Raw genomic sequence first — 18137 nt, 5'->3', positions numbered from 1 at the left:
GCCCCACAACTAACGCAGGTATTTAGAAACAGTTTTTTGGAGACACACAATGGGTAAAATCATTGGAATCGATTTAGGTACAACAAATTCATGTGTCGCAGTTCTAGACGGCGACAAAGCGAAAGTGATCGAAAACGCCGAGGGCGATCGCACTACGCCATCTATCATCGCATACACAAACGATGGTGAAACGCTTGTTGGTCAACCGGCCAAGCGTCAGGCGGTAACTAATCCGCAAAATACATTATTCGCGATCAAGCGTTTAATCGGTCGTCGCTTTGAAGATAAAGAAGTTCAGCGCGACATCGACATCATGCCGTTTAGCATTGTTAAAGCTGATAATGGCGACGCATGGGTTGAGGCGAAGGGTGAGAAAATGGCACCGCCACAAATCTCTGCCGAAGTATTGAAAAAAATGAAAAAGACCGCTGAGGACTATCTTGGCGAGGAAGTAACGGGTGCGGTAATTACAGTACCTGCTTACTTTAACGATTCACAGCGTCAGGCGACGAAAGACGCTGGCCGAATTGCCGGTCTTGACGTTAAGCGTATCATCAACGAGCCAACTGCCGCTGCTCTTGCATACGGAATGGATAAGAAGTCTGGCGACAACGTTGTTGCCGTGTATGACTTAGGTGGTGGTACATTCGATATCTCAATCATCGAGATAGATGAAGTTGACGGCGAACACACGTTTGAAGTACTTGCGACTAATGGTGATACTCACCTTGGTGGTGAAGACTTCGACAACCGCGTAATCAATTACTTGGTTGAAGAGTTTAAGAAAGATCAAGGCGTTGACTTACGCAAAGATCCTTTGGCAATGCAGCGCCTTAAAGAAGCGGGTGAAAAAGCCAAGATTGAATTGTCTTCTGCACAGCAAACAGAAGTTAACTTGCCATACATCACAGCAGACGCGTCAGGTCCTAAGCACTTAGTGATCAAATTGACTCGCGCTAAGCTTGAGTCATTGGTAGAAGACATGGTTAAGGCTTCTCTTGAACCTGTTAAGCAAGCGCTAGCAGATGCTGACTTAAGCGTGAGCGACGTACAAGATATCATTCTTGTTGGTGGTCAGACGCGTATGCCGTTAGTACAGAAGTACGTATCTGAGTTCTTCGGCAAGGAGCCGCGTAAAGACGTGAATCCAGACGAAGCTGTTGCAGTCGGTGCGGCAATCCAAGGTGGCGTATTGTCAGGTGACGTTAAAGACGTACTACTGCTAGACGTTACACCTTTGTCTTTGGGTATCGAAACCATGGGTGGTGTAATGACTGCTCTGATTGAGAAGAACACAACGATTCCTACTAAGAAATCACAAACTTTCTCAACGGCTGAGGACAACCAGTCAGCGGTTACCGTTCACGTGCTTCAAGGTGAGCGTAAGCAAGCGGGCGGTAACAAGTCACTAGGTCAGTTTAACCTAGAAGGTATTCGTCCAGCACCGCGCGGCGTACCGCAAATCGAAGTAACTTTCGATATCGATGCTGACGGTATCCTGCACGTGTCTGCGAAAGACAAAGACACGGGTAAAGAGCAGAAGATCACCATTAAAGCGTCATCTGGTTTGAGCGATTCTGAGATTGAACAAATGGTTCAAGACGCAGAAGCCAATAAAGAAGCTGACAAAAAGTTCGAAGAGCTAGTACAAGCGCGTAACCAAGCTGATGGTATGGTTCACGGTACTCGCAAGCAAATCGAAGAAGCTGGTGAAGCATTACCTGCGGACGAGAAAGCAAAAATCGAAGCGGCGATTGGTGAGCTAGAAACGGCGATCAAAGGCGAAGATAAAGAGGCGATTGAAGCGAAGACTCAGGAGCTTATCCAAGCGTCTGCGAAGTTGATGGAAATCGCCCAAGCGAATGCTCAGCAGGCTGGTGCCGAGCAGGCAACAGATGCCACTGAGCAGAGCGCTAAGCCTGAAGACGACGTCGTTGACGCTGAATTCGAAGAAGTGAAAGACGACAAGAAGTAATTGTCGGTCTTAAGCACGACGAGAGATAGCAAATAGGCGTAGCAGCTTTCTGCCTACGCCTTTTTGCCAACATACGGGCGTTAAAACCTGTTGTAGAAGGTGGGACAAGCACAAACAATGTCAAAACGAGATTACTACGAAGTTCTGGGTGTCGATAAAGGCGCGAGTGAACGTGATATTAAAAAAGCCTACAAAAAGTTGGCTATGAAGTATCACCCCGATCGCACAGCTGGTGATAAAGCACTCGAAGAGAAGTTTAAAGAAATTCAAGAAGCCCATGAGGTTTTGACTGACGATCAAAAACGCGCGGCGTACGATCAATACGGTCATGCCGGTGTTGATCCGAACCGTGGGGGCGGCGGTTTCGGTGGTGGTGCTGATTTTGGTGACATTTTTGGCGATGTGTTTGGCGACATTTTCGGCGGCGGTCGAGGTGGCCGTCAGTCACGTGCGCGTTCAGGCGCCGACTTGCGTTACAACCTTGAAATGACACTTGAAGAAGCGGTTCGCGGCAAGAATGTTGAGATCCGTGTTCCAACACTGGTTGAGTGTGAGGTATGTGATGGCTCAGGGGCGAAGAAGGGCACCACTCCGACGACGTGTCCAACGTGTCACGGCAACGGCCAAGTGCAAATGCGTCAGGGCTTTTTTGCAGTTCAGCAAACCTGTCCAACGTGTTCGGGTAAAGGCAAGATCATTAGTGACCCGTGTAATGCATGTCATGGTCATGGCCGCGTTGAAAAGACCAAAACACTTTCTGTTAAAGTACCTGCCGGTGTCGATACCGGCGATCGCATACGCTTATCCGGTGAGGGTGAAGCTGGTGAACACGGCGCACCAGCGGGTGACTTATATGTGCAAGTACATGTAAAAGAACACAAAATATTTACCCGTGATGGTAACAACTTATATTGCGAAGTGCCTTTGAGCTTCACGACTGCTGCACTCGGTGGTGAACTGGAAGTTCCAACCCTAGACGGTAAAGTAAAACTCAAAATTGGTGCAGAAACGCAAACTGGCCGCATGTTTAGATTGCGCGGCAAAGGTGTGAAGTCTGTGCGCAGTGGCGCAATTGGCGATTTAATGTGTAAGGTTGTGGTTGAAACACCTGTTAATCTTTCATCGCGTCAAAAAGAATTACTCAAGGAATTAGACGAGTCAATGGGCAGCGGCAAAGACGCAGCTAAGCATCGCCCGAAAGAGCAAGGGTTCTTTGACGGTGTGAAAAAATTCTTTGACGATCTGACTAATTAATCACACAAAAAACCTTTGAATTTAAAAAGCCTCTGAAATTTCAGGGGCTTTTTTATGGTCTAAACACTCGTATTTTGTGTAACTAACAATTAAATTAACCAATTATCACAATCAGTAAGGACATCTAATGAAAAAGCTCACCCTACTAGCAGCGGCAGCTTCTATAGCTATAGGAAGTATCGCGTTTATTGGCAGCGCAACAGCAGAAGAAGCCAAAAGCGAGCGCCAAGCGGCAAATGCTACGCAATTCCGTCAAGCATTGTTCCAGCTCATTCGCAGTAATATGGGGCCCCTTGGAGGCATGGCGCGTGGCGACATCCCAATGAACGCAGACGTTATTGCTACAAACGCTGTGCGTTTAGAACAGCTAGGTATGATGATCCCTGACTATATGGCAACTGATACGACAGGCTTTGGTGTGGACACGGAAGCCTTGCCCAAGATATGGGAAAATATGGATGATTTTACAGCCAAAGCGAATGATTTAGTCGAAGCTTCTCGCGCCCTGCAAGCGGTTGTACTGGCGGGTGATGACAGTTTGTATCGCGGCGCTATTGGCGATGTTGGAAAAACCTGTAAAGCTTGTCACGACGCTTACAAAGCTGAATAGTTTACAGTGACAAATCGTTTTAGACCAAGAGCCTTCTGACTCTTGGTCGTCTATTGTCGATTAGTAATAAAACTCAGGCTCCGGTGGTAAAACAATAACGAGCCAATAGGTCATGGCAGCCACTGCTATCGCAATGACAAGTGCCAACCACAATTTTTGTTGCGTGATGCCCTGTGCATCTGTTTCTTTTTTGCCGCTAAACATCGCAGTGATTATGGTTTGACGTTTGTAGAATTGATAAAACAACGCTGCAGCAATATGCAAACCAATTATCCACAATAAAACGTCAAAAAAGTTAAAGTGAATAAACGCCATGACGTCTTTAACTTCTGCAGATACAACACTGTAATAAGGCCCTTCAGAAAAAATATCGTCGGTTACAAACAGGCCACTGATTGCTTGTAGCGCTATAATTAGCAACATGGCAATAACTGCCCAACTGCCGATTGGATTGTGACCGGCATATACTTCACTGTCTTTACGCAACAATTGTTTCGAGTAATGGATACCTTTGATTGGATGCAAAGGATAGTTACTAAAACGCGCATAGTGCGTTCCCAATAGACCCCAAACTAAGCGAAAGGCTATGAGCCCTAATAAGCAATAGCCTATGGTGAAATGCCAATCGATGGCATTGTCTAAGTATTCTGCAGTCAACCACTGTGTTGTAATACCCGCGACTAATAACCAGTGAAACAAGCGGGTAGGTAAGTCCCAAATTAGTACGTTTTGACTCATACAATTACATCCAATTCTGTTGGCTAAACTCAGTGTTATACAACGCGCGGTTAATAATATTTAACGCCGTTGTTTGTTTAATCATCGGCACCGTCATCACACTCGAGGCTAAGCCTAATTTAATATTGGCCAGACCGACTCGACGCTGAAAGAGACTCTGAGCATAGTCACTTTGCTGAAGCTTACACAATGGACAAACTAATCGGTCGACACCAAAAAAGCCTTTGCGAACATATAAATGCGTTTGGTCATGGTAAACGCCCCAACGGAACCAGCGCAAAACAATTAAGCCTTGTAATACAACCGGAGCGAATAACCACAAGTATTGCATTGCGGATACATCGGATAAGAATACGACAGTGACTATCGCTACAGTAAAGGGCAAGGTGAGTAATGCTGAGTACTTAATAATAAAGCGCTTACTGATGCGTTGGTAGGATTGCTCAAATGGATTATTATGAGAAAAAGCAGCTTGACCCAACAAAACACTCTGTTGTGCAGTAACTGAAGGGACCATCAACGAACTTTGGTCATTAACCGCTCGTTGTGATGTATGGCTGATTTGCTTGTAAACTAGGTTGATTCTGCCAAACAGCCCATCTAACCAGTCTTGGTTGTATTCCACATGCTGAATACGCGATATGTTAATACTGACTTGGTATTTAGTTAATAAGCCACTTAACCTGCGTAAACGTCCCTCTAGTTTTACTAAGCGATAATCGTAAAACGTGATAATTGCACCAACGACTGATAACAACGTAATAAACAAAAATATGAGCAATACGGTTGATAATACAAAGGTGAGATACAACACCAAGCCTTGTTGCTCAATGGAATACATGGCAATTAGATCTGAGTCGGCCAAATAATTGTCTAAATAGCGTATCGCATCATCGATAAAGGGCGAAAACGCACCAAGGATGATCCAAACGCGATTGTTAGTGATGCCGTGAATAATGAGATCGCCAATACTACGCCGGTTAAGCACCTCTCCTTGCTCATTATCCTCTAGCTGCGAATCAGAGGATGGCACAGTGCTGGTTTGCTGTTGATTTTTCTGTTGTTGAATTTGGTCACGCAAGGCATTCGTAGTGCCTTCTGGTAAGGCCACGATAATGGCTTCTTGCTTAGCCGACCCCGCCGTATCAAGCATCACAACTCGCGTATTGTGCCAGCGATAATAAATCGGTTGCTCTAGTTTCACGTCTTGGATTTTGTCGAACGGTAAATTGAGTTTAAGGCGCTTAAACACCCCTTTGTGAATCTCGACACTGTCTTGATTAACGCGAAATTGAAATGCCAAGAAAGCGGCAATGGCATAAGCAATCATGAGCACAGATGCGCCAATCATTATGCCGATAATAGCTGCAGGGTTTGAATCTAGCGCACTGCGCAAACCGATAAAAATTGGTACCAATACAAAAAGCTGGCTCACTAAACCCTTTAGAAATTGGACCGCAAAATAAATCAACGCAACAGGGTGTACGCGCTGCCAGCTCCCCATTGGCTGTTGTAAATCAGATGAGTTCATCATTATCTGAAGCGGCGCTTGAGTATGACTCTGTGTTTACATGGTTAAGCAAAAACTGCCGCAATTGATTGGCTTTACCTTTCTCCAGCCCAGGTATCACACAGGTTTGCATGGCACTTCCAGCAGAATATATATGTAGCTTTGCCAGATTGGCGAACCGCTCAATTGGACCTTGGCTTACTTCAACATGTTGAATGCGGTTAGTCGGTTGTGTACTCACATGACGAAAAATAATACCGCTGTAGAATGATATATCATGCTCTCGCAGCGCATAAGCTTTGGCTTTTGCTGCGAACCATTGATAGACACAACTAAGCACACCCAATCCCAGTGCGGCGATGATCAATATAGATAGGGTATCACGGGTGTTCTGGTCTACGGCAATAAAGGGTTGTAACAACACAACAACTCCAGCAGCCACTACCGTCAGATCGATAACGGCATAGGTAAGCATACTAATAAGCGGGTAATGCCTTGCAAGTGGCACCTTCACCAAGTCTTCAATACTAGGGAGCTCTTCGCTCGTTACATTAGGATTCATAAATACAAAAAAAATCTCATTTCGGTCATACTAAACCAAACAAATACTTTGAAAAGTATTCTTTTCAGGCACAATAAAGAAAAATTAGAGGAATACTATGAATCTTGCAATTTTAGGTGCCAACGGTCGAATGGGTAGAGCATTGTTAGAAGCGGCCCAAAGCGATAATGAGCTGACCGTGACGCTGGCCTGTGTGCGCGAATCATCAAGTCTTGTTGGCCAGTCGGTGAGGCAATTGGTGAATGTCTCTGCTGCTCAAGTGCCAGATTTTACAGTGTTCGGTATATCAGATAATGCCGACGTTGTAATTGATTTTACCTTGCCAGTTGCACTACAAGCGCATTTGGATATTTGTGTAAAAATGCAGCGCCCGGTGGTAATCGGAACCACTGGTCTGAGTGATGAACAGCTCAGCGCTATTGGTGCCGCAGCCAATCATATTCCCATCGTTTTTGCCGCCAATTACAGCGTCGGCGTAACGTTAATGACTAAGTTATGTCGCATGGCTGCGCAAACACTCGGTGACACAGCGGATATTGAAATTATAGAAGCTCACCATCGGTTTAAGCGAGATGCGCCCTCAGGTACTGCGATGGCGATCGGTGAGGCAATTGCCGATCAGCTCGATATTAAACTGCAAGACCACGCGATTTATGGTCGCGAGGGCGACACGGGCGAGCGCAACCAGCGCACGATTGGCTTTTCGACTATTCGCGGTGGCGACATTATTGGTGATCACACAGCTTTGTTTGCAGACATTGGCGAGCGAGTTGAAATTACACACAAAGCGAGCAGTCGACAAACATTTGCTCTTGGAGCGCTGCGGGCGGCTAAGTGGTTATTGAATAAACCCGCAGGCTTGTATGACATGGAAGATGTTTTAGGATTGAAATAATTGTAATTAATGGCGCTTACATTCAATTTTATAGATGAGCGGCGTATTTTTATAAATTATCTGATTTAACGTAGACCTAAATTCAACCTTGCTATATACTCAGCGGAATTTGCCAAAAATCCGCGTCCTGACTCTTCGTTTCGTGCAATTCGAGGCCTGAAAATGGATGCTTATTAGCTGCAAAGACCGCAAATGAGTGGGGAATCCTACTTGTTATTGTCCTGTACTTAAATGCCAGTTTGAGTACATGAGTTAACTTATGCTTGGAGGTTGACTTGGCTAATTCTGCCCTGTTAGTGCTTGAAGACGGTTCTGTTTTCAAAGGCACTGCCATTGGAGCTGACGGAACCACTGTTGGTGAAGTCGTTTTTAATACGTCGATGACGGGATATCAAGAAATACTGACTGATCCCTCATATGCTGAACAAATCATTACTTTAACCTATCCCCATATCGGTAATACCGGAACCAACGAAGAAGACGTCGAATCAGACGAAATTAGAGCCAAAGGTTTGGTTATTCGCGATTTACCGCTGTTAGCCAGTAATTTCCGTAACACCTTATCCCTATCCGATTATCTCAAAGCAAAAAACATCGTTGCAATCGCAGATATCGATACTCGTCGTCTAACGCGCATTCTCCGTGATAAAGGCGCCCAGAACGGTTGTATTATTGCCGGCGATGATTTAAGTGAAGACAAAGCCCTAGATGCGGCTAAAGCTTTCCCTGGTTTAAAGGGGATGGACTTAGCCAAAGTTGTTACAACCGATAGTGTCACAGAGTGGCAAGGCAACACTTGGCGCTTGGAAGATGGTTACCAAGCCGCGCCGTCTGAGCAACCATTTCATGTGGTCGCGTATGATTTCGGAGCGAAGCACAATATTCTGCGCATGTTGGTCGAACGCGGTTGTAAAGTAACTTTGGTGCCCGCGACAACGAGTGCTGAAGAAGCACTTGCGCTAAACCCTGATGGTATATTTCTAAGTAATGGCCCCGGTGACCCTGAACCGTGTGACTACGCAATTACAGCAATCAAAACATTCTTAGATAAATCTTTGCCGATATTTGGTATCTGCTTAGGGCACCAGCTGCTGGCATTGGCAAGCGGCGCGAAGACCGTGAAAATGAAGTTCGGTCACCACGGTGCCAACCATCCTGTTAAAGACTTAAATCGCAATGTGGTGATGATAACCAGCCAAAACCACGGTTTTGCAGTTGATGAAACATCTTTACCAGAGACATTGAAAGTGACTCATGTGTCATTGTTTGACGGATCATTACAGGGGATCGAACACACCAGTAAACCGGCGTTTAGTTTCCAAGGGCACCCTGAAGCAAGCCCAGGACCGCAAGATGCGGCACCACTGTTTGATCACTTCATTGAACTTATGACTAATCACCAACGCTAGGACCTTGAAAGCATGCCAAAACGTACTGACATAAAAAGTATTCTGATTTTAGGCGCAGGCCCTATCGTAATCGGCCAAGCCTGTGAGTTTGACTATTCTGGCGCTCAAGCGTGTAAAGCGCTGCGCGAAGAGGGTTACCGAGTCATTCTGGTTAACTCTAACCCTGCAACTATTATGACTGATCCAGATATGGCTGATGCCACTTACATCGAGCCAATCCATTGGGAAGTTGTCCGCAAGATCATTGAAAAAGAGCGTCCAGACGCTGTGCTGCCAACCATGGGTGGGCAAACCGCATTGAACTGTGCGCTTGATTTGAACAAACACGGTGTATTAGAAGAGTTTGGTATTGAACTTATTGGTGCATCGGCAGAAGCCATAGATAAAGCCGAAGACCGCGAGCAATTCGACAAAGCGATGAAATCCATTGGCTTGGAATGCCCGCGAGCGGAAATTGCGCACAGCATGGAGCAAGCTCATGATGTGCTCAGCCGGATTGGTTTCCCGTGTATTATTCGCCCGTCGTTTACTATGGGCGGCACCGGTGGCGGTATCGCCTACAACATTGATGAGTTCAATGAGATTTGTGCACGCGGCCTAGATTTATCGCCAACTAGCGAGCTGCTAATCGATGAATCATTGATCGGTTGGAAAGAGTACGAGATGGAAGTTGTCCGGGATAAAAACGACAACTGCATCATTGTTTGTACGATTGAAAACTTCGACCCAATGGGCGTGCATACCGGTGATTCAATTACCGTAGCACCTGCACAGACGCTGACAGACAAAGAATTCCAAATTATGCGTAATGCGGCGATGGCCGTCCTGCGTGAGATCGGTGTTGAAACCGGTGGTTCAAACGTACAGTTCGGCATATGCCCTGATACGGGGCGTATGGTGATCATTGAGATGAACCCGCGGGTTTCGCGTTCATCGGCCTTGGCGTCAAAAGCTACGGGGTTCCCGATTGCTAAAGTCGCTGCGAAATTGGCGGTTGGTTTCACTCTCGATGAACTTGCTAATGATATTACTGGTGGTGCCACGCCAGCGTCATTTGAGCCAGCAATCGATTACGTGGTTACTAAAATTCCACGTTTTAATTTTGAAAAATTTGCCGGTGCGAATGACCGTTTGACCACGCAGATGAAGTCTGTGGGTGAGGTAATGGCGATCGGCCGTAACCAGCAAGAGTCATTGCAAAAAGCTTTACGCGGTTTAGAGGTTGGTGCAAACGGCTTATCGCCAATTCTTGACCTTGAAGATCCAGATGCTCGCACTAAGTTGATTTATGAGCTACGCGAGCCCGGTGCTGAGCGAATTTGGTACATTGGTGATGCCTTTAGAATGGGTATGACCATCGACGAAGTGTTCGAATTAACCAACATCGACCGTTGGTATCTCGTCCAATTAGAAGAGTTAATCCAACTAGAGGCGTTGGTTGCGCGTTTAGGTATTGCTGAAATTGACGCGGATCTTATGCGTAAGCTAAAGCGTAAAGGTTTCTCTGATTCGCGCCTCGCTGAACTGACCAATGTCGCTGAAAGCGATATCCGCGATATTCGTGTGAAGTTTGAGGTTCTGCCCGTTTATAAGCGTGTAGATACCTGTGCGGCGGAGTTCTCAACTAGCACGGCATACATGTATTCGACGTATGACGAGGAGTGCGAAGCGCAAGCCACGGATCGCGATAAGATCATGGTGCTCGGTGGCGGACCTAACCGTATCGGTCAAGGGATCGAATTTGACTATTGCTGTGTTCATGCTGCACTCTCTATGCGCGATGATGGTTATGAGACCATTATGGTTAACTGTAACCCAGAAACGGTTTCAACCGACTACGACACGTCTGACCGCTTGTACTTTGAACCGGTAACGCTTGAAGATGTACTTGAAATAGTGCGTGTTGAGCAGCCTAAAGGGGTTATCGTCCAATATGGCGGTCAAACACCACTGAAACTGGCACGTGCACTTGAAGAGAACGGTGTACCGATCATTGGTACCAGCCCCGATGCTATAGATCGTGCAGAAGACCGTGAACGCTTCCAGCAAATGGTCAACAAGCTGGGCTTAAAGCAACCTGCAAATGCTACCGTGAGCAATATGGAAGAGGCGCTTGCACGCGCAGAAGATATTGGTTTCCCATTGGTTGTTCGCCCGTCCTACGTATTGGGTGGACGCGCGATGGAAATCGTGTACGACATGAAAGACTTGAAACGCTACTTAAATGAAGCCGTTAAAGTATCAAACGACTCACCAGTATTGCTTGATCGCTTCTTAGATGATGCGATTGAAGTCGATATCGATGCGGTGTCAGACGGTCAAACGGTCGTGATTGGCGGCATTATGGAGCACATTGAGCAAGCCGGGGTTCACTCGGGTGATTCAGCGTGCTCACTACCGCCGTACTCGTTGCCGAAGGACATCCAAGACGTTATGCGTGAGCAAGTTAAAGCGATGGCACTGGAGCTAAACGTTGTAGGTTTAATGAATACCCAATTCGCCGTTAAAGACGGTGAAGTATACCTCATTGAAGTAAACCCGCGCGCCGCACGTACGGTACCGTTTGTATCGAAAGCTACTGGTGTGGCTTTGGCGAAAATTGCGGCTCGTGCCATGGCTGGGCAATCATTGGTGGAGCAGGGCTTTACCGAAGAGGTCATCCCGCCATTCTTCTCAGTAAAAGAGGTGGTATTACCGTTTGCTAAGTTCCGCGGTGTAGACCCGCTGCTCGGCCCAGAAATGCGCTCTACCGGTGAAGTTATGGGCGTTGGTGATACGTTTGAAGAAGCCTACGCGAAGGCCAACTTGGGAGCCGGCTCGCCGGTACCGCAAGAAGGTAAAGCATTGATTTCAGTGCGCGAGCACGATAAGCAAAAAGTTATCGAGTTAGCGCGTGAGTTAAAGGCTAAAGGCTTCGAGATTGAGGCAACTCGCGGTACAGCGACGACGCTTTATGACGCGGGTATTATGTCTACTGTGGTCAACAAACTATCAGAAGGTCGTCCGAACATTGTTGATGCGATTAAGAATAAAACCTATACCTATGTTATTAATACGACAGAAGGGCGTCAGGCTATTAATGACTCTGTGTACATTCGTCGCGAGGCGCTGGCCAGCAAAACGACGTATACCACAACATTAAATGCAGGTTTTGCGACTATACGAGCCAAGGACTTTGATGACCGCTCTAAGGTTGCCTCTGTACAAGAGTTACACGAACGCGTAAAACATCGCGCTGACTAAGTGACAACAGCGTCAATTGACGCTATCCTATCTGACTATTCAAAGTGCGCTTTTTTAAGCGCACTTTTTTGTGTTGATTACTAGAGAGAGACGTTATGAGTCAATACCCTATGACAGCTGAAGGCGCAGAAAAGCTTCGCGAAGAACTGCACCACTTAAAATCTGTCCGTCGCCCACAAATCATTGAAGCGATTGCTGAGGCACGCGAACACGGCGACTTAAAAGAAAATGCCGAATATCACGCGGCGCGCGAGCAGCAGAGTTTTTGTGAAGGACGTATTCAGGATATTGAAGGTAAGCTGTCAAACGCACAAATTATTGATGTCACCAAAATGCAAAATACTGGCAAGGTTATTTTTGGTACGACCGTTACAATTTTAAACGTACAAAACGACGAAGAGACGACTTACCGGATAGTGGGGGATGATGAAGCCGATATCAAAGCGAATCGTATCTCTGTCAACTCACCGATTGCGCGTGGTTTGATTGGTAAGATGATCGATGACGTAGTTAACATCCAAACACCCGCTGGGACAGTTGAATTCGAAATCATCGAAGTGGAATATATCTAACCAAATTGCGGCTCTTGTCGGGCCGCAATGTTAAATTATAGATTAAACATCTCTTGTTTCTCTCACGTTAGCTAACCACTCAGATGAGATTAACCGCATTAGAAGTCAATTTGTTCTGACGCTTGTAGCAAGCGTGAAAGAGTGAGATGCATGCGAAGATTCAGCGCCTGTGAATCGATTGTTTGACACAGTGCTTGTTAGAGGCTCTACTTTTTGCTAGCGTGAATGACGCAATCAAGTTCTTACCGAGTGAGGTATCCATGGCTCGTCGGTCTTTTCAACAGCTCTTCAGCAACACTAAACCAGAAACAATCGATCTTGTTTCGTCTGTAATGCACCGTTTTTCGGAAGACATTGCATCAGAGTTTTATGATGCGATGCTAGAATCTAAAGAATCTGAAGTTTATCTCAAGCATGCGCTGGTGGAGCGGAACTTGTCGGTTTCCTTTGCCCGGTGGGCCGCTACGCTGTTTTGTGTCGTTACAGACTTTGACAGTGAAAAGTTAGAGCAGGGACATAAAAAAATTGGTCAGATACATGCTCGAATAGGTATACCCATGCGACTGGTCGACTATGGCATGCAGGTAGTTAAGGATTTTTGTTTTCGCGTTTTTCTAGAGCATACAAAAGAGCAGGAAAAAGTTCCCGGTGCAATCATATACATCAATAATTTGTTAGATACGGCGTTGTCGACAATTAACGAGAGTTATTTGGAGGTCACAATCTCTAATGAAAGAAACTCACAGTTACTTCGTCTTAAAATGGCGTCAGCCGATTTAAATGTTGAATGTGAAAGAGTTAGAAGTGATTTACTCGTCTGGTCTCGAGACATCCTTTCTCATATTTTATCCGGAAGCAAAGATTCGTATATCGAAATATCTAATATCAGCCAAACTAATTTCGGTCTTTGGTTTAATCACAAAGCGGTATTTTATTTTTCCGACTGTGATGAGTTTAGCAAAATTCAAAATTTATTGGTTGAGTTAAACACTATTTGTCAAAACTATAAAATGTTAACTTCTGGATGTGATGACGCCGATTTCATAGATTTCCTGCGTGTGTTTAACTCAACAGTAAATGAAATTTCATGGCTGCTATCTCAAATCATTGAAAAGAATACCCGTGAAAATCAAAGTAAAGACCCGCTGACAAACTTATTAAGTCGCAGATATCTTGATGGTATTTTGAAGCGAGAGGTAGAGATAAGCATAAAGCAAGCGCAAAAGTTCGCGGTATTACTCATTGATTTGGACAATTTTAAAGGCATAAATGATTCATACGGACACTCTGCTGGTGACATGGTACTTCGAGATGTCGCCGCACTGATACAGCAATGTACTCGTGCGACTGATTTTAATATCCGCTATGGCGGCGAAGAGATTTTAATTGTGCTAACCAATATTAGTGAATTGCAAGTGCGCAACAGAGCAGAGCATATAAGAGAAACTATCGCCAGCCATGCATTTGTCGACGGTGCTAGTCGACAAATTTCCGTTACAACTAGCATTGGAGTGGCCATTCACGATGGTCACCCAGACTATCAGCGTACAATCGATATTGCAGATGAAAAATTATACGCAGCTAAACGCGGTGGAAAGAACAAAGTTGAGTTGTAACTGACGAGCAAGAGCAGATTTTGCTGAAGTAAAGTTGCGGTGGCAGAGTATAGATGCTCAATCTTGATTTCAATATAGAACACCGGTTACCACTTTGATCTTATTGGCCCTACGTACGTTGAAATAAGAGTTATTATCCAAAATCGAGGCGTTCCATGTTTACTCATCAGCCCACAATGGCCGACTTGTTTACCCAACTAGGCTTAGACAATTCCGAAGCAGCGATTGATGCCTTTATCGAAAAGCACAAAGGCTTAAACGAAACCACTTACTTGCATCGAGCCCCATACTGGAACGCCGCTCAAGTAGCCTTTTTAAAAGAGTCGATTATTGAAGATGCCGCCTGGGCTGAAGTAATTGATGAGCTCAATGCAAGATTGCACTGAATCGTTTGCTGCCAAACGATTCAGTGGATAATCCAGTCCACCTTCATCAGTATTAATGAAGAAAGGCGATTACCGATTTCGCCCGTATTGTTCGTGAGACGATACCCAGTCTAACGACGAAATAGCAGAGGCCAGAGAAATCTCTCCGGCTAACGCTGTGCCAGCCACTATTTCAGCGAATTTCATTGCACTATTTTCGCCAGTGCAGCCCATCATTTTCAAGCACTCTTGTTGTGTGGGCAAGCCCGTGCCACCGCCATAGGTAGCAACGATCAAGGATGGCAGGGTTAGGGATAGGTACAAATCTCCGTCAGGGGTGATCTCGGAATAAAGAATTCCGGTCGAAGATTCGGCAACATTTGCTGCGTCCTGACCAGTAGCGATAAACAACGCAGCAATTCCGTTCGCGGCATGTAAGCCATTATTGTTGACGCCCGCTAAAAACGAACCAATAGATGCCACACGGGCGTGGTAATCGATTTGCTCTGGGTCAACGTGCATGACTTCCTGCAACACTGATTTCTTGAGCGTTACTTCTGCTGTGACACGCTTACCACGTGTATGCATCGTATTAATTTGTGAAGCCTTTTTATCGGTTGCCATATTTGACTCTAGATAAAAATTTTCTATTTTGGGGTAGGCAGAAATGATCCAGTTGCACGCAGCGTAAGTGGCTTGACCGACCATGTTTTGTCCTGCGGCATCACCAGTTGCAAAATTAAAACGAACAAAGACAAATTTGTTTGCAGTATAGGGGTCGATATGTTTGAACTTAACAAAGGGATCAGTGTTTTCTGCGTGGTTTTTAATCATCGCTTGTTGCTCTGGCGCCATAAGCCATTCCAAGAATGTCTTCGCTTCTGCTGCATCGTTGAATACGAACACGGGAGCACGCTGCATAGCAGAATCCATCACTGTCACCTTTACACCACCACAGCCATTGATTAGCTTCATTCCGCGACTATAGCTTGCAACCAGGGTTCCTTCAGTTGTCGCTAGTGGTACATAGAACTCACCATCTGCGTGGGCACCTTTAACAAGCAGAGGGCCTGCCAAACCTACTGGGACCTGAGCCGTGCCTATAAAGTTTTCAATATTACCCTCAAACGGCGCGGTATCACCGCGATAACCAAACAGCACTGGCGCTTGAGTTTGACATTGCTCGCGAACAAATTCCTGACGACGTTGAATAATACTTTCACTCAAATTGTTATAACCATCACGCGGAATACCCGAAATGTGATCGTGCTGGTCACGTAAGACATCAGAAAAATCGATACTCACTTCACCGAAGGGGGCCAATTGCAGCGTTACTTGAATTTTGTTCTGTTCCTCGAAAGACACAAGATCCATAGGTATGGAGAATACTATTGAGCCTCCTAAAGGGAGCGTGGTTGCTTGTTTATTCGCATTAAATTCAACCAACAATTCTTCGAGCTTGTGTTTAATTGAAATTTCACCCAGCGCTAAACTTTGCCCATTGAAATTGATGTTTAGCACTTTCTCTAAGCTTGCGACTTTAAGTCTGTTTTTAAATTCGAAAAATACCCGATTATTGATTTTTCGGAGAGATCCTTTGGTATACAGCTTGCGCAATATTGAACTGGGAATAAACATACGGCTCCTATCATTTTGGGGAAATTATTTCTTCTTTGAATACTGAGAGTATTGCCTTATTCACAGGTTGAACAGTTGTGGTAAATCAAACTATTGGTCAATAATTTTTAAAGTATGTGCCATTAATACTTTTCATAATCCCGTTGCGCGTGATTGGCATATAGTGTCCATTTTTTTTACATAAACGATACTTTTCGTATTCGACTCTTATTAATTCGATATAAATCAATGGTGTGTGGCCGTGGTGTCAATTTTGCATAAACTGTTGGAGAGCATTTTTCACTAACAATCAGAGAAGTTTAAGAAGTAACGTATGATAAGAAGTATTAAGCGATTTATCGCAATCAGTGTTTTATTAGCAGTGCCTTCACTTGCATCAGCAGGATTAATTGTCGACCTAGCGGTTGAAGCTGAGGGCCCCGGCTCAGGTCTTAACGGTTGGATATCTGATGGTGGTTGGTATAGCTATCCGGGGTCTGCCGAACCATTTTTCGGTGAAATTAAAGAAGGGAATTGGATCACTCATTCGAACAATAATGGTGTCAGAAACTCAGATGTTTCACAGGGGGCCCACACTCTGCAACAGGGTCTGTACACTATTTACTTCGCTGCGGGTAATTACAATAACGTACCTTTCGCGTTTCAGTCATTTAATTTGTTTTTTGCTGGTATGTCTGTAGCTGACGCTATTCAAGCGACTTCAGTTACGCCTGCCCTTGGTGGTTGGGAATTGTGGAGTTTCACATGGTCGGTCGGGGCAGATAACGTCAATATTGGCAATGCTTTGAGTTTTTCTATTTCGGCGGCAAATTATCCAGGTAGCGGCGCTAACGCAGCAATTGATGGCGTTGGTAATTTAATGAGAGCCGGGAATGGTTTCTTGGTGGATTATAGTGCTGCAAATGTGTCTGAGCCAGCAATCGCTCCTCTCTTAGCATTATCTATTTTGCTAATGTGGAGCAGGCAGCGCCGCCGCAAGATGCACTAGACTTCTATCATGTTTAGTAAGTGTGCCAGACTTTGAGTCTGGCATTTTTATTTGCATTGCATCTACTACCAGCCTTCACTCCAAACAAAACGCTAGAGCTGCTCAAGAATGCATTGTGGGCTAGTCGGTTGAGCGTTCATACCAAATTCCGTACTTATCGCCTTGCCACTTAAGAAAGTGAAAAAAGTACGCACTACCTAAAAGAATTATGCCTCCAGCTAGCGCTGGCTCGCTGTAAAAACCTGCGCTACAAAATAGGAAGCCAAATAGGTGAGCAATAATTTCTATGCGTTTGGCTGAGTCTCTGGTAGGCCGCATTTGCAAGAAGTTAAATATAAACCAAATTTTTAAAAATAATGGCAACGTGCGCCAGTTTTGTGAATTTTTATCAATCATAACCTTGTCCTGAATGAGAGTTTCAATTTCAACGTCTAAGGCTGCGGCAATACATTTGATCGATTCGACACTTGCATTGTGGCCGCTTTCGATCCTTTGAATAGTCCTCACATTTAAGCCTGACATTTGAGCTAACTGCTCTTGCGATAAATGACGACTAATTCGCAAGGGTTTCAAAGTAAATGTTTGCATAATCAACCTTAGTTCAGATGTTTTACAGGATAGTAACAATGTCGGTTACGAAACCACGCCGACATTTACCCGACACTTGTTCAAAAGTAAAGGTTGAACCCTGGATAAGCGAATTTTTATGTCAGATTACGTGTGGCTCTGGCAACACCTCTATAGTGTCTGATGTTGAGATAA

Annotated in this window: 15 protein-coding genes; 10 read left to right on the top strand and 5 right to left on the bottom strand. The window is 45.1% G+C overall.

Going from position 1 to position 18137, the window contains the following annotated elements:
• The first annotated feature begins 49 nt into the window (after nucleotides 1–49).
• From dnaK to QTP81_RS04410, 3 genes are all read left to right on the top strand, one after another.
• Entirely contained in the window at nucleotides 50–1975 is a 1926-nt protein-coding gene (dnaK, locus tag QTP81_RS04420) for a molecular chaperone DnaK (protein ID WP_289364008.1), read from the top strand.
• Between the two features lie 117 nt (nucleotides 1976–2092).
• Nucleotides 2093–3229, top strand: a complete 1137-nt coding sequence (gene dnaJ / locus QTP81_RS04415; protein ID WP_289364006.1) for a molecular chaperone DnaJ — start codon at nucleotides 2093–2095, stop codon at nucleotides 3227–3229.
• 127 nt (nucleotides 3230–3356) lie between these two features.
• Nucleotides 3357–3839, top strand: coding sequence for a c-type cytochrome (locus QTP81_RS04410; protein ID WP_289364004.1), 483 nt, complete (start codon nucleotides 3357–3359; stop codon nucleotides 3837–3839).
• Nucleotides 3840–3899: 60 nt separating this feature from the next.
• Here the strand turns inward: QTP81_RS04410 and QTP81_RS04405 are convergent, their stop codons facing one another.
• The 3 genes from QTP81_RS04405 to QTP81_RS04395 are packed head-to-tail and all read right to left on the bottom strand — an operon-like array spanning nucleotide 3900 to nucleotide 6649.
• Nucleotides 3900–4577 carry a cytochrome b/b6 domain-containing protein gene (locus QTP81_RS04405; protein WP_289364003.1) on the bottom strand — a complete coding sequence of 226 codons (678 nt, stop codon included), beginning with the start codon at nucleotides 4575–4577 and terminating at the stop codon, nucleotides 3900–3902.
• A 4-nt stretch (nucleotides 4578–4581) separates the two neighbouring features.
• The gene (locus tag QTP81_RS04400; RefSeq protein WP_289364002.1) at nucleotides 4582–6111 is read right to left on the bottom strand and encodes a PH domain-containing protein; all 1530 of its coding nucleotides are present in this window, start codon (nucleotides 6109–6111) and stop codon (nucleotides 4582–4584) included.
• Nucleotides 6095–6649: a PH domain-containing protein gene (locus tag QTP81_RS04395; protein WP_289364001.1), complete on the bottom strand. Its 555-nt coding sequence runs from the start codon at nucleotides 6647–6649 to the stop codon at nucleotides 6095–6097. Before QTP81_RS04395 ends, QTP81_RS04400 begins: the two co-directional genes overlap by 17 nt.
• A 97-nt stretch (nucleotides 6650–6746) precedes the next feature.
• Between QTP81_RS04395 and dapB the strand changes: the two genes are divergently transcribed.
• The 6 genes from dapB (at nucleotide 6747) to QTP81_RS04365 (ending at nucleotide 14770) form a co-directional block, all read left to right on the top strand.
• Complete coding sequence (gene dapB / locus QTP81_RS04390; protein ID WP_289364000.1) at nucleotides 6747–7544, top strand: 4-hydroxy-tetrahydrodipicolinate reductase; 798 nt, start codon at nucleotides 6747–6749, stop codon at nucleotides 7542–7544.
• A 275-nt stretch (nucleotides 7545–7819) separates the two neighbouring features.
• Entirely contained in the window at nucleotides 7820–8953 is a 1134-nt protein-coding gene (gene carA, locus QTP81_RS04385; RefSeq protein WP_289363998.1) for a glutamine-hydrolyzing carbamoyl-phosphate synthase small subunit, read from the top strand.
• A 12-nt stretch (nucleotides 8954–8965) separates the two neighbouring features.
• On the top strand, nucleotides 8966–12196 hold the full coding sequence (gene carB / locus QTP81_RS04380; RefSeq protein ID WP_289363996.1) for a carbamoyl-phosphate synthase large subunit: 3231 nt from the start codon (nucleotides 8966–8968) through the stop codon (nucleotides 12194–12196).
• Nucleotides 12197–12291: 95 nt separating this feature from the next.
• Nucleotides 12292–12768 carry a transcription elongation factor GreA gene (gene greA, locus QTP81_RS04375; protein WP_289363994.1) on the top strand — a complete coding sequence of 159 codons (477 nt, stop codon included), beginning with the start codon at nucleotides 12292–12294 and terminating at the stop codon, nucleotides 12766–12768.
• Between the two features lie 260 nt (nucleotides 12769–13028).
• Nucleotides 13029–14384 (top strand): GGDEF domain-containing protein, encoded by a 1356-nt coding sequence (locus QTP81_RS04370; protein ID WP_289363991.1) that lies wholly within the window; start codon nucleotides 13029–13031, stop codon nucleotides 14382–14384.
• A 155-nt stretch (nucleotides 14385–14539) separates the two neighbouring features.
• Nucleotides 14540–14770 carry a DUF2789 domain-containing protein gene (locus QTP81_RS04365; RefSeq protein ID WP_289363990.1) on the top strand — a complete coding sequence of 77 codons (231 nt, stop codon included), beginning with the start codon at nucleotides 14540–14542 and terminating at the stop codon, nucleotides 14768–14770.
• A 69-nt stretch (nucleotides 14771–14839) separates the two neighbouring features.
• Here QTP81_RS04365 and QTP81_RS04360 read toward each other — a convergent pair whose 3' ends face one another.
• Nucleotides 14840–16387, bottom strand: a complete 1548-nt coding sequence (locus QTP81_RS04360) for a hydroxymethylglutaryl-CoA reductase (RefSeq protein ID WP_289363988.1) — start codon at nucleotides 16385–16387, stop codon at nucleotides 14840–14842.
• 313 nt (nucleotides 16388–16700) lie between these two features.
• Here QTP81_RS04360 and QTP81_RS04355 point away from each other — a divergent pair, with 313 nt between their 5' ends.
• Nucleotides 16701–17375, top strand: a complete 675-nt coding sequence (locus QTP81_RS04355; protein ID WP_289363986.1) for a hypothetical protein — start codon at nucleotides 16701–16703, stop codon at nucleotides 17373–17375.
• A 120-nt stretch (nucleotides 17376–17495) separates the two neighbouring features.
• Here the strand turns inward: QTP81_RS04355 and QTP81_RS04350 are convergent, their stop codons facing one another.
• The gene (locus QTP81_RS04350; protein WP_289363984.1) at nucleotides 17496–17963 is read right to left on the bottom strand and encodes a helix-turn-helix domain-containing protein; all 468 of its coding nucleotides are present in this window, start codon (nucleotides 17961–17963) and stop codon (nucleotides 17496–17498) included.
• Nucleotides 17964–18137: the final 174 nt, after the last annotated feature.

Source organism: Neoalteromonas arenosi (genome assembly GCF_030362855.1).
Taxonomy (GTDB): Bacteria; Pseudomonadota; Gammaproteobacteria; order Enterobacterales; family Alteromonadaceae; genus Alteromonas_E; species Alteromonas_E arenosi.
This window is presented reverse-complemented; position numbering and strand designations above follow the sequence as displayed.

Coding starts and splice junctions, on each gene's coding strand:
- dnaK (WP_289364008.1), top strand. CDS start 50: ATGGGTAAAATCATTGGAATCGATTTAGGTACAACAAATTCATGTGTC.
- dnaJ (WP_289364006.1), top strand. CDS start 2,093: ATGTCAAAACGAGATTACTACGAAGTTCTGGGTGTCGATAAAGGCGCG.
- QTP81_RS04410 (WP_289364004.1), top strand. CDS start 3,357: ATGAAAAAGCTCACCCTACTAGCAGCGGCAGCTTCTATAGCTATAGGA.
- QTP81_RS04405 (WP_289364003.1), bottom strand. CDS start 4,577: ATGAGTCAAAACGTACTAATTTGGGACTTACCTACCCGCTTGTTTCAC.
- QTP81_RS04400 (WP_289364002.1), bottom strand. CDS start 6,111: ATGATGAACTCATCTGATTTACAACAGCCAATGGGGAGCTGGCAGCGC.
- QTP81_RS04395 (WP_289364001.1), bottom strand. CDS start 6,649: ATGAATCCTAATGTAACGAGCGAAGAGCTCCCTAGTATTGAAGACTTG.
- dapB (WP_289364000.1), top strand. CDS start 6,747: ATGAATCTTGCAATTTTAGGTGCCAACGGTCGAATGGGTAGAGCATTG.
- carB (WP_289363996.1), top strand. CDS start 8,966: ATGCCAAAACGTACTGACATAAAAAGTATTCTGATTTTAGGCGCAGGC.
- greA (WP_289363994.1), top strand. CDS start 12,292: ATGAGTCAATACCCTATGACAGCTGAAGGCGCAGAAAAGCTTCGCGAA.
- QTP81_RS04370 (WP_289363991.1), top strand. CDS start 13,029: ATGGCTCGTCGGTCTTTTCAACAGCTCTTCAGCAACACTAAACCAGAA.
- QTP81_RS04365 (WP_289363990.1), top strand. CDS start 14,540: ATGTTTACTCATCAGCCCACAATGGCCGACTTGTTTACCCAACTAGGC.
- QTP81_RS04360 (WP_289363988.1), bottom strand. CDS start 16,387: ATGTTTATTCCCAGTTCAATATTGCGCAAGCTGTATACCAAAGGATCT.
- QTP81_RS04355 (WP_289363986.1), top strand. CDS start 16,701: ATGATAAGAAGTATTAAGCGATTTATCGCAATCAGTGTTTTATTAGCA.
- QTP81_RS04350 (WP_289363984.1), bottom strand. CDS start 17,963: ATGCAAACATTTACTTTGAAACCCTTGCGAATTAGTCGTCATTTATCG.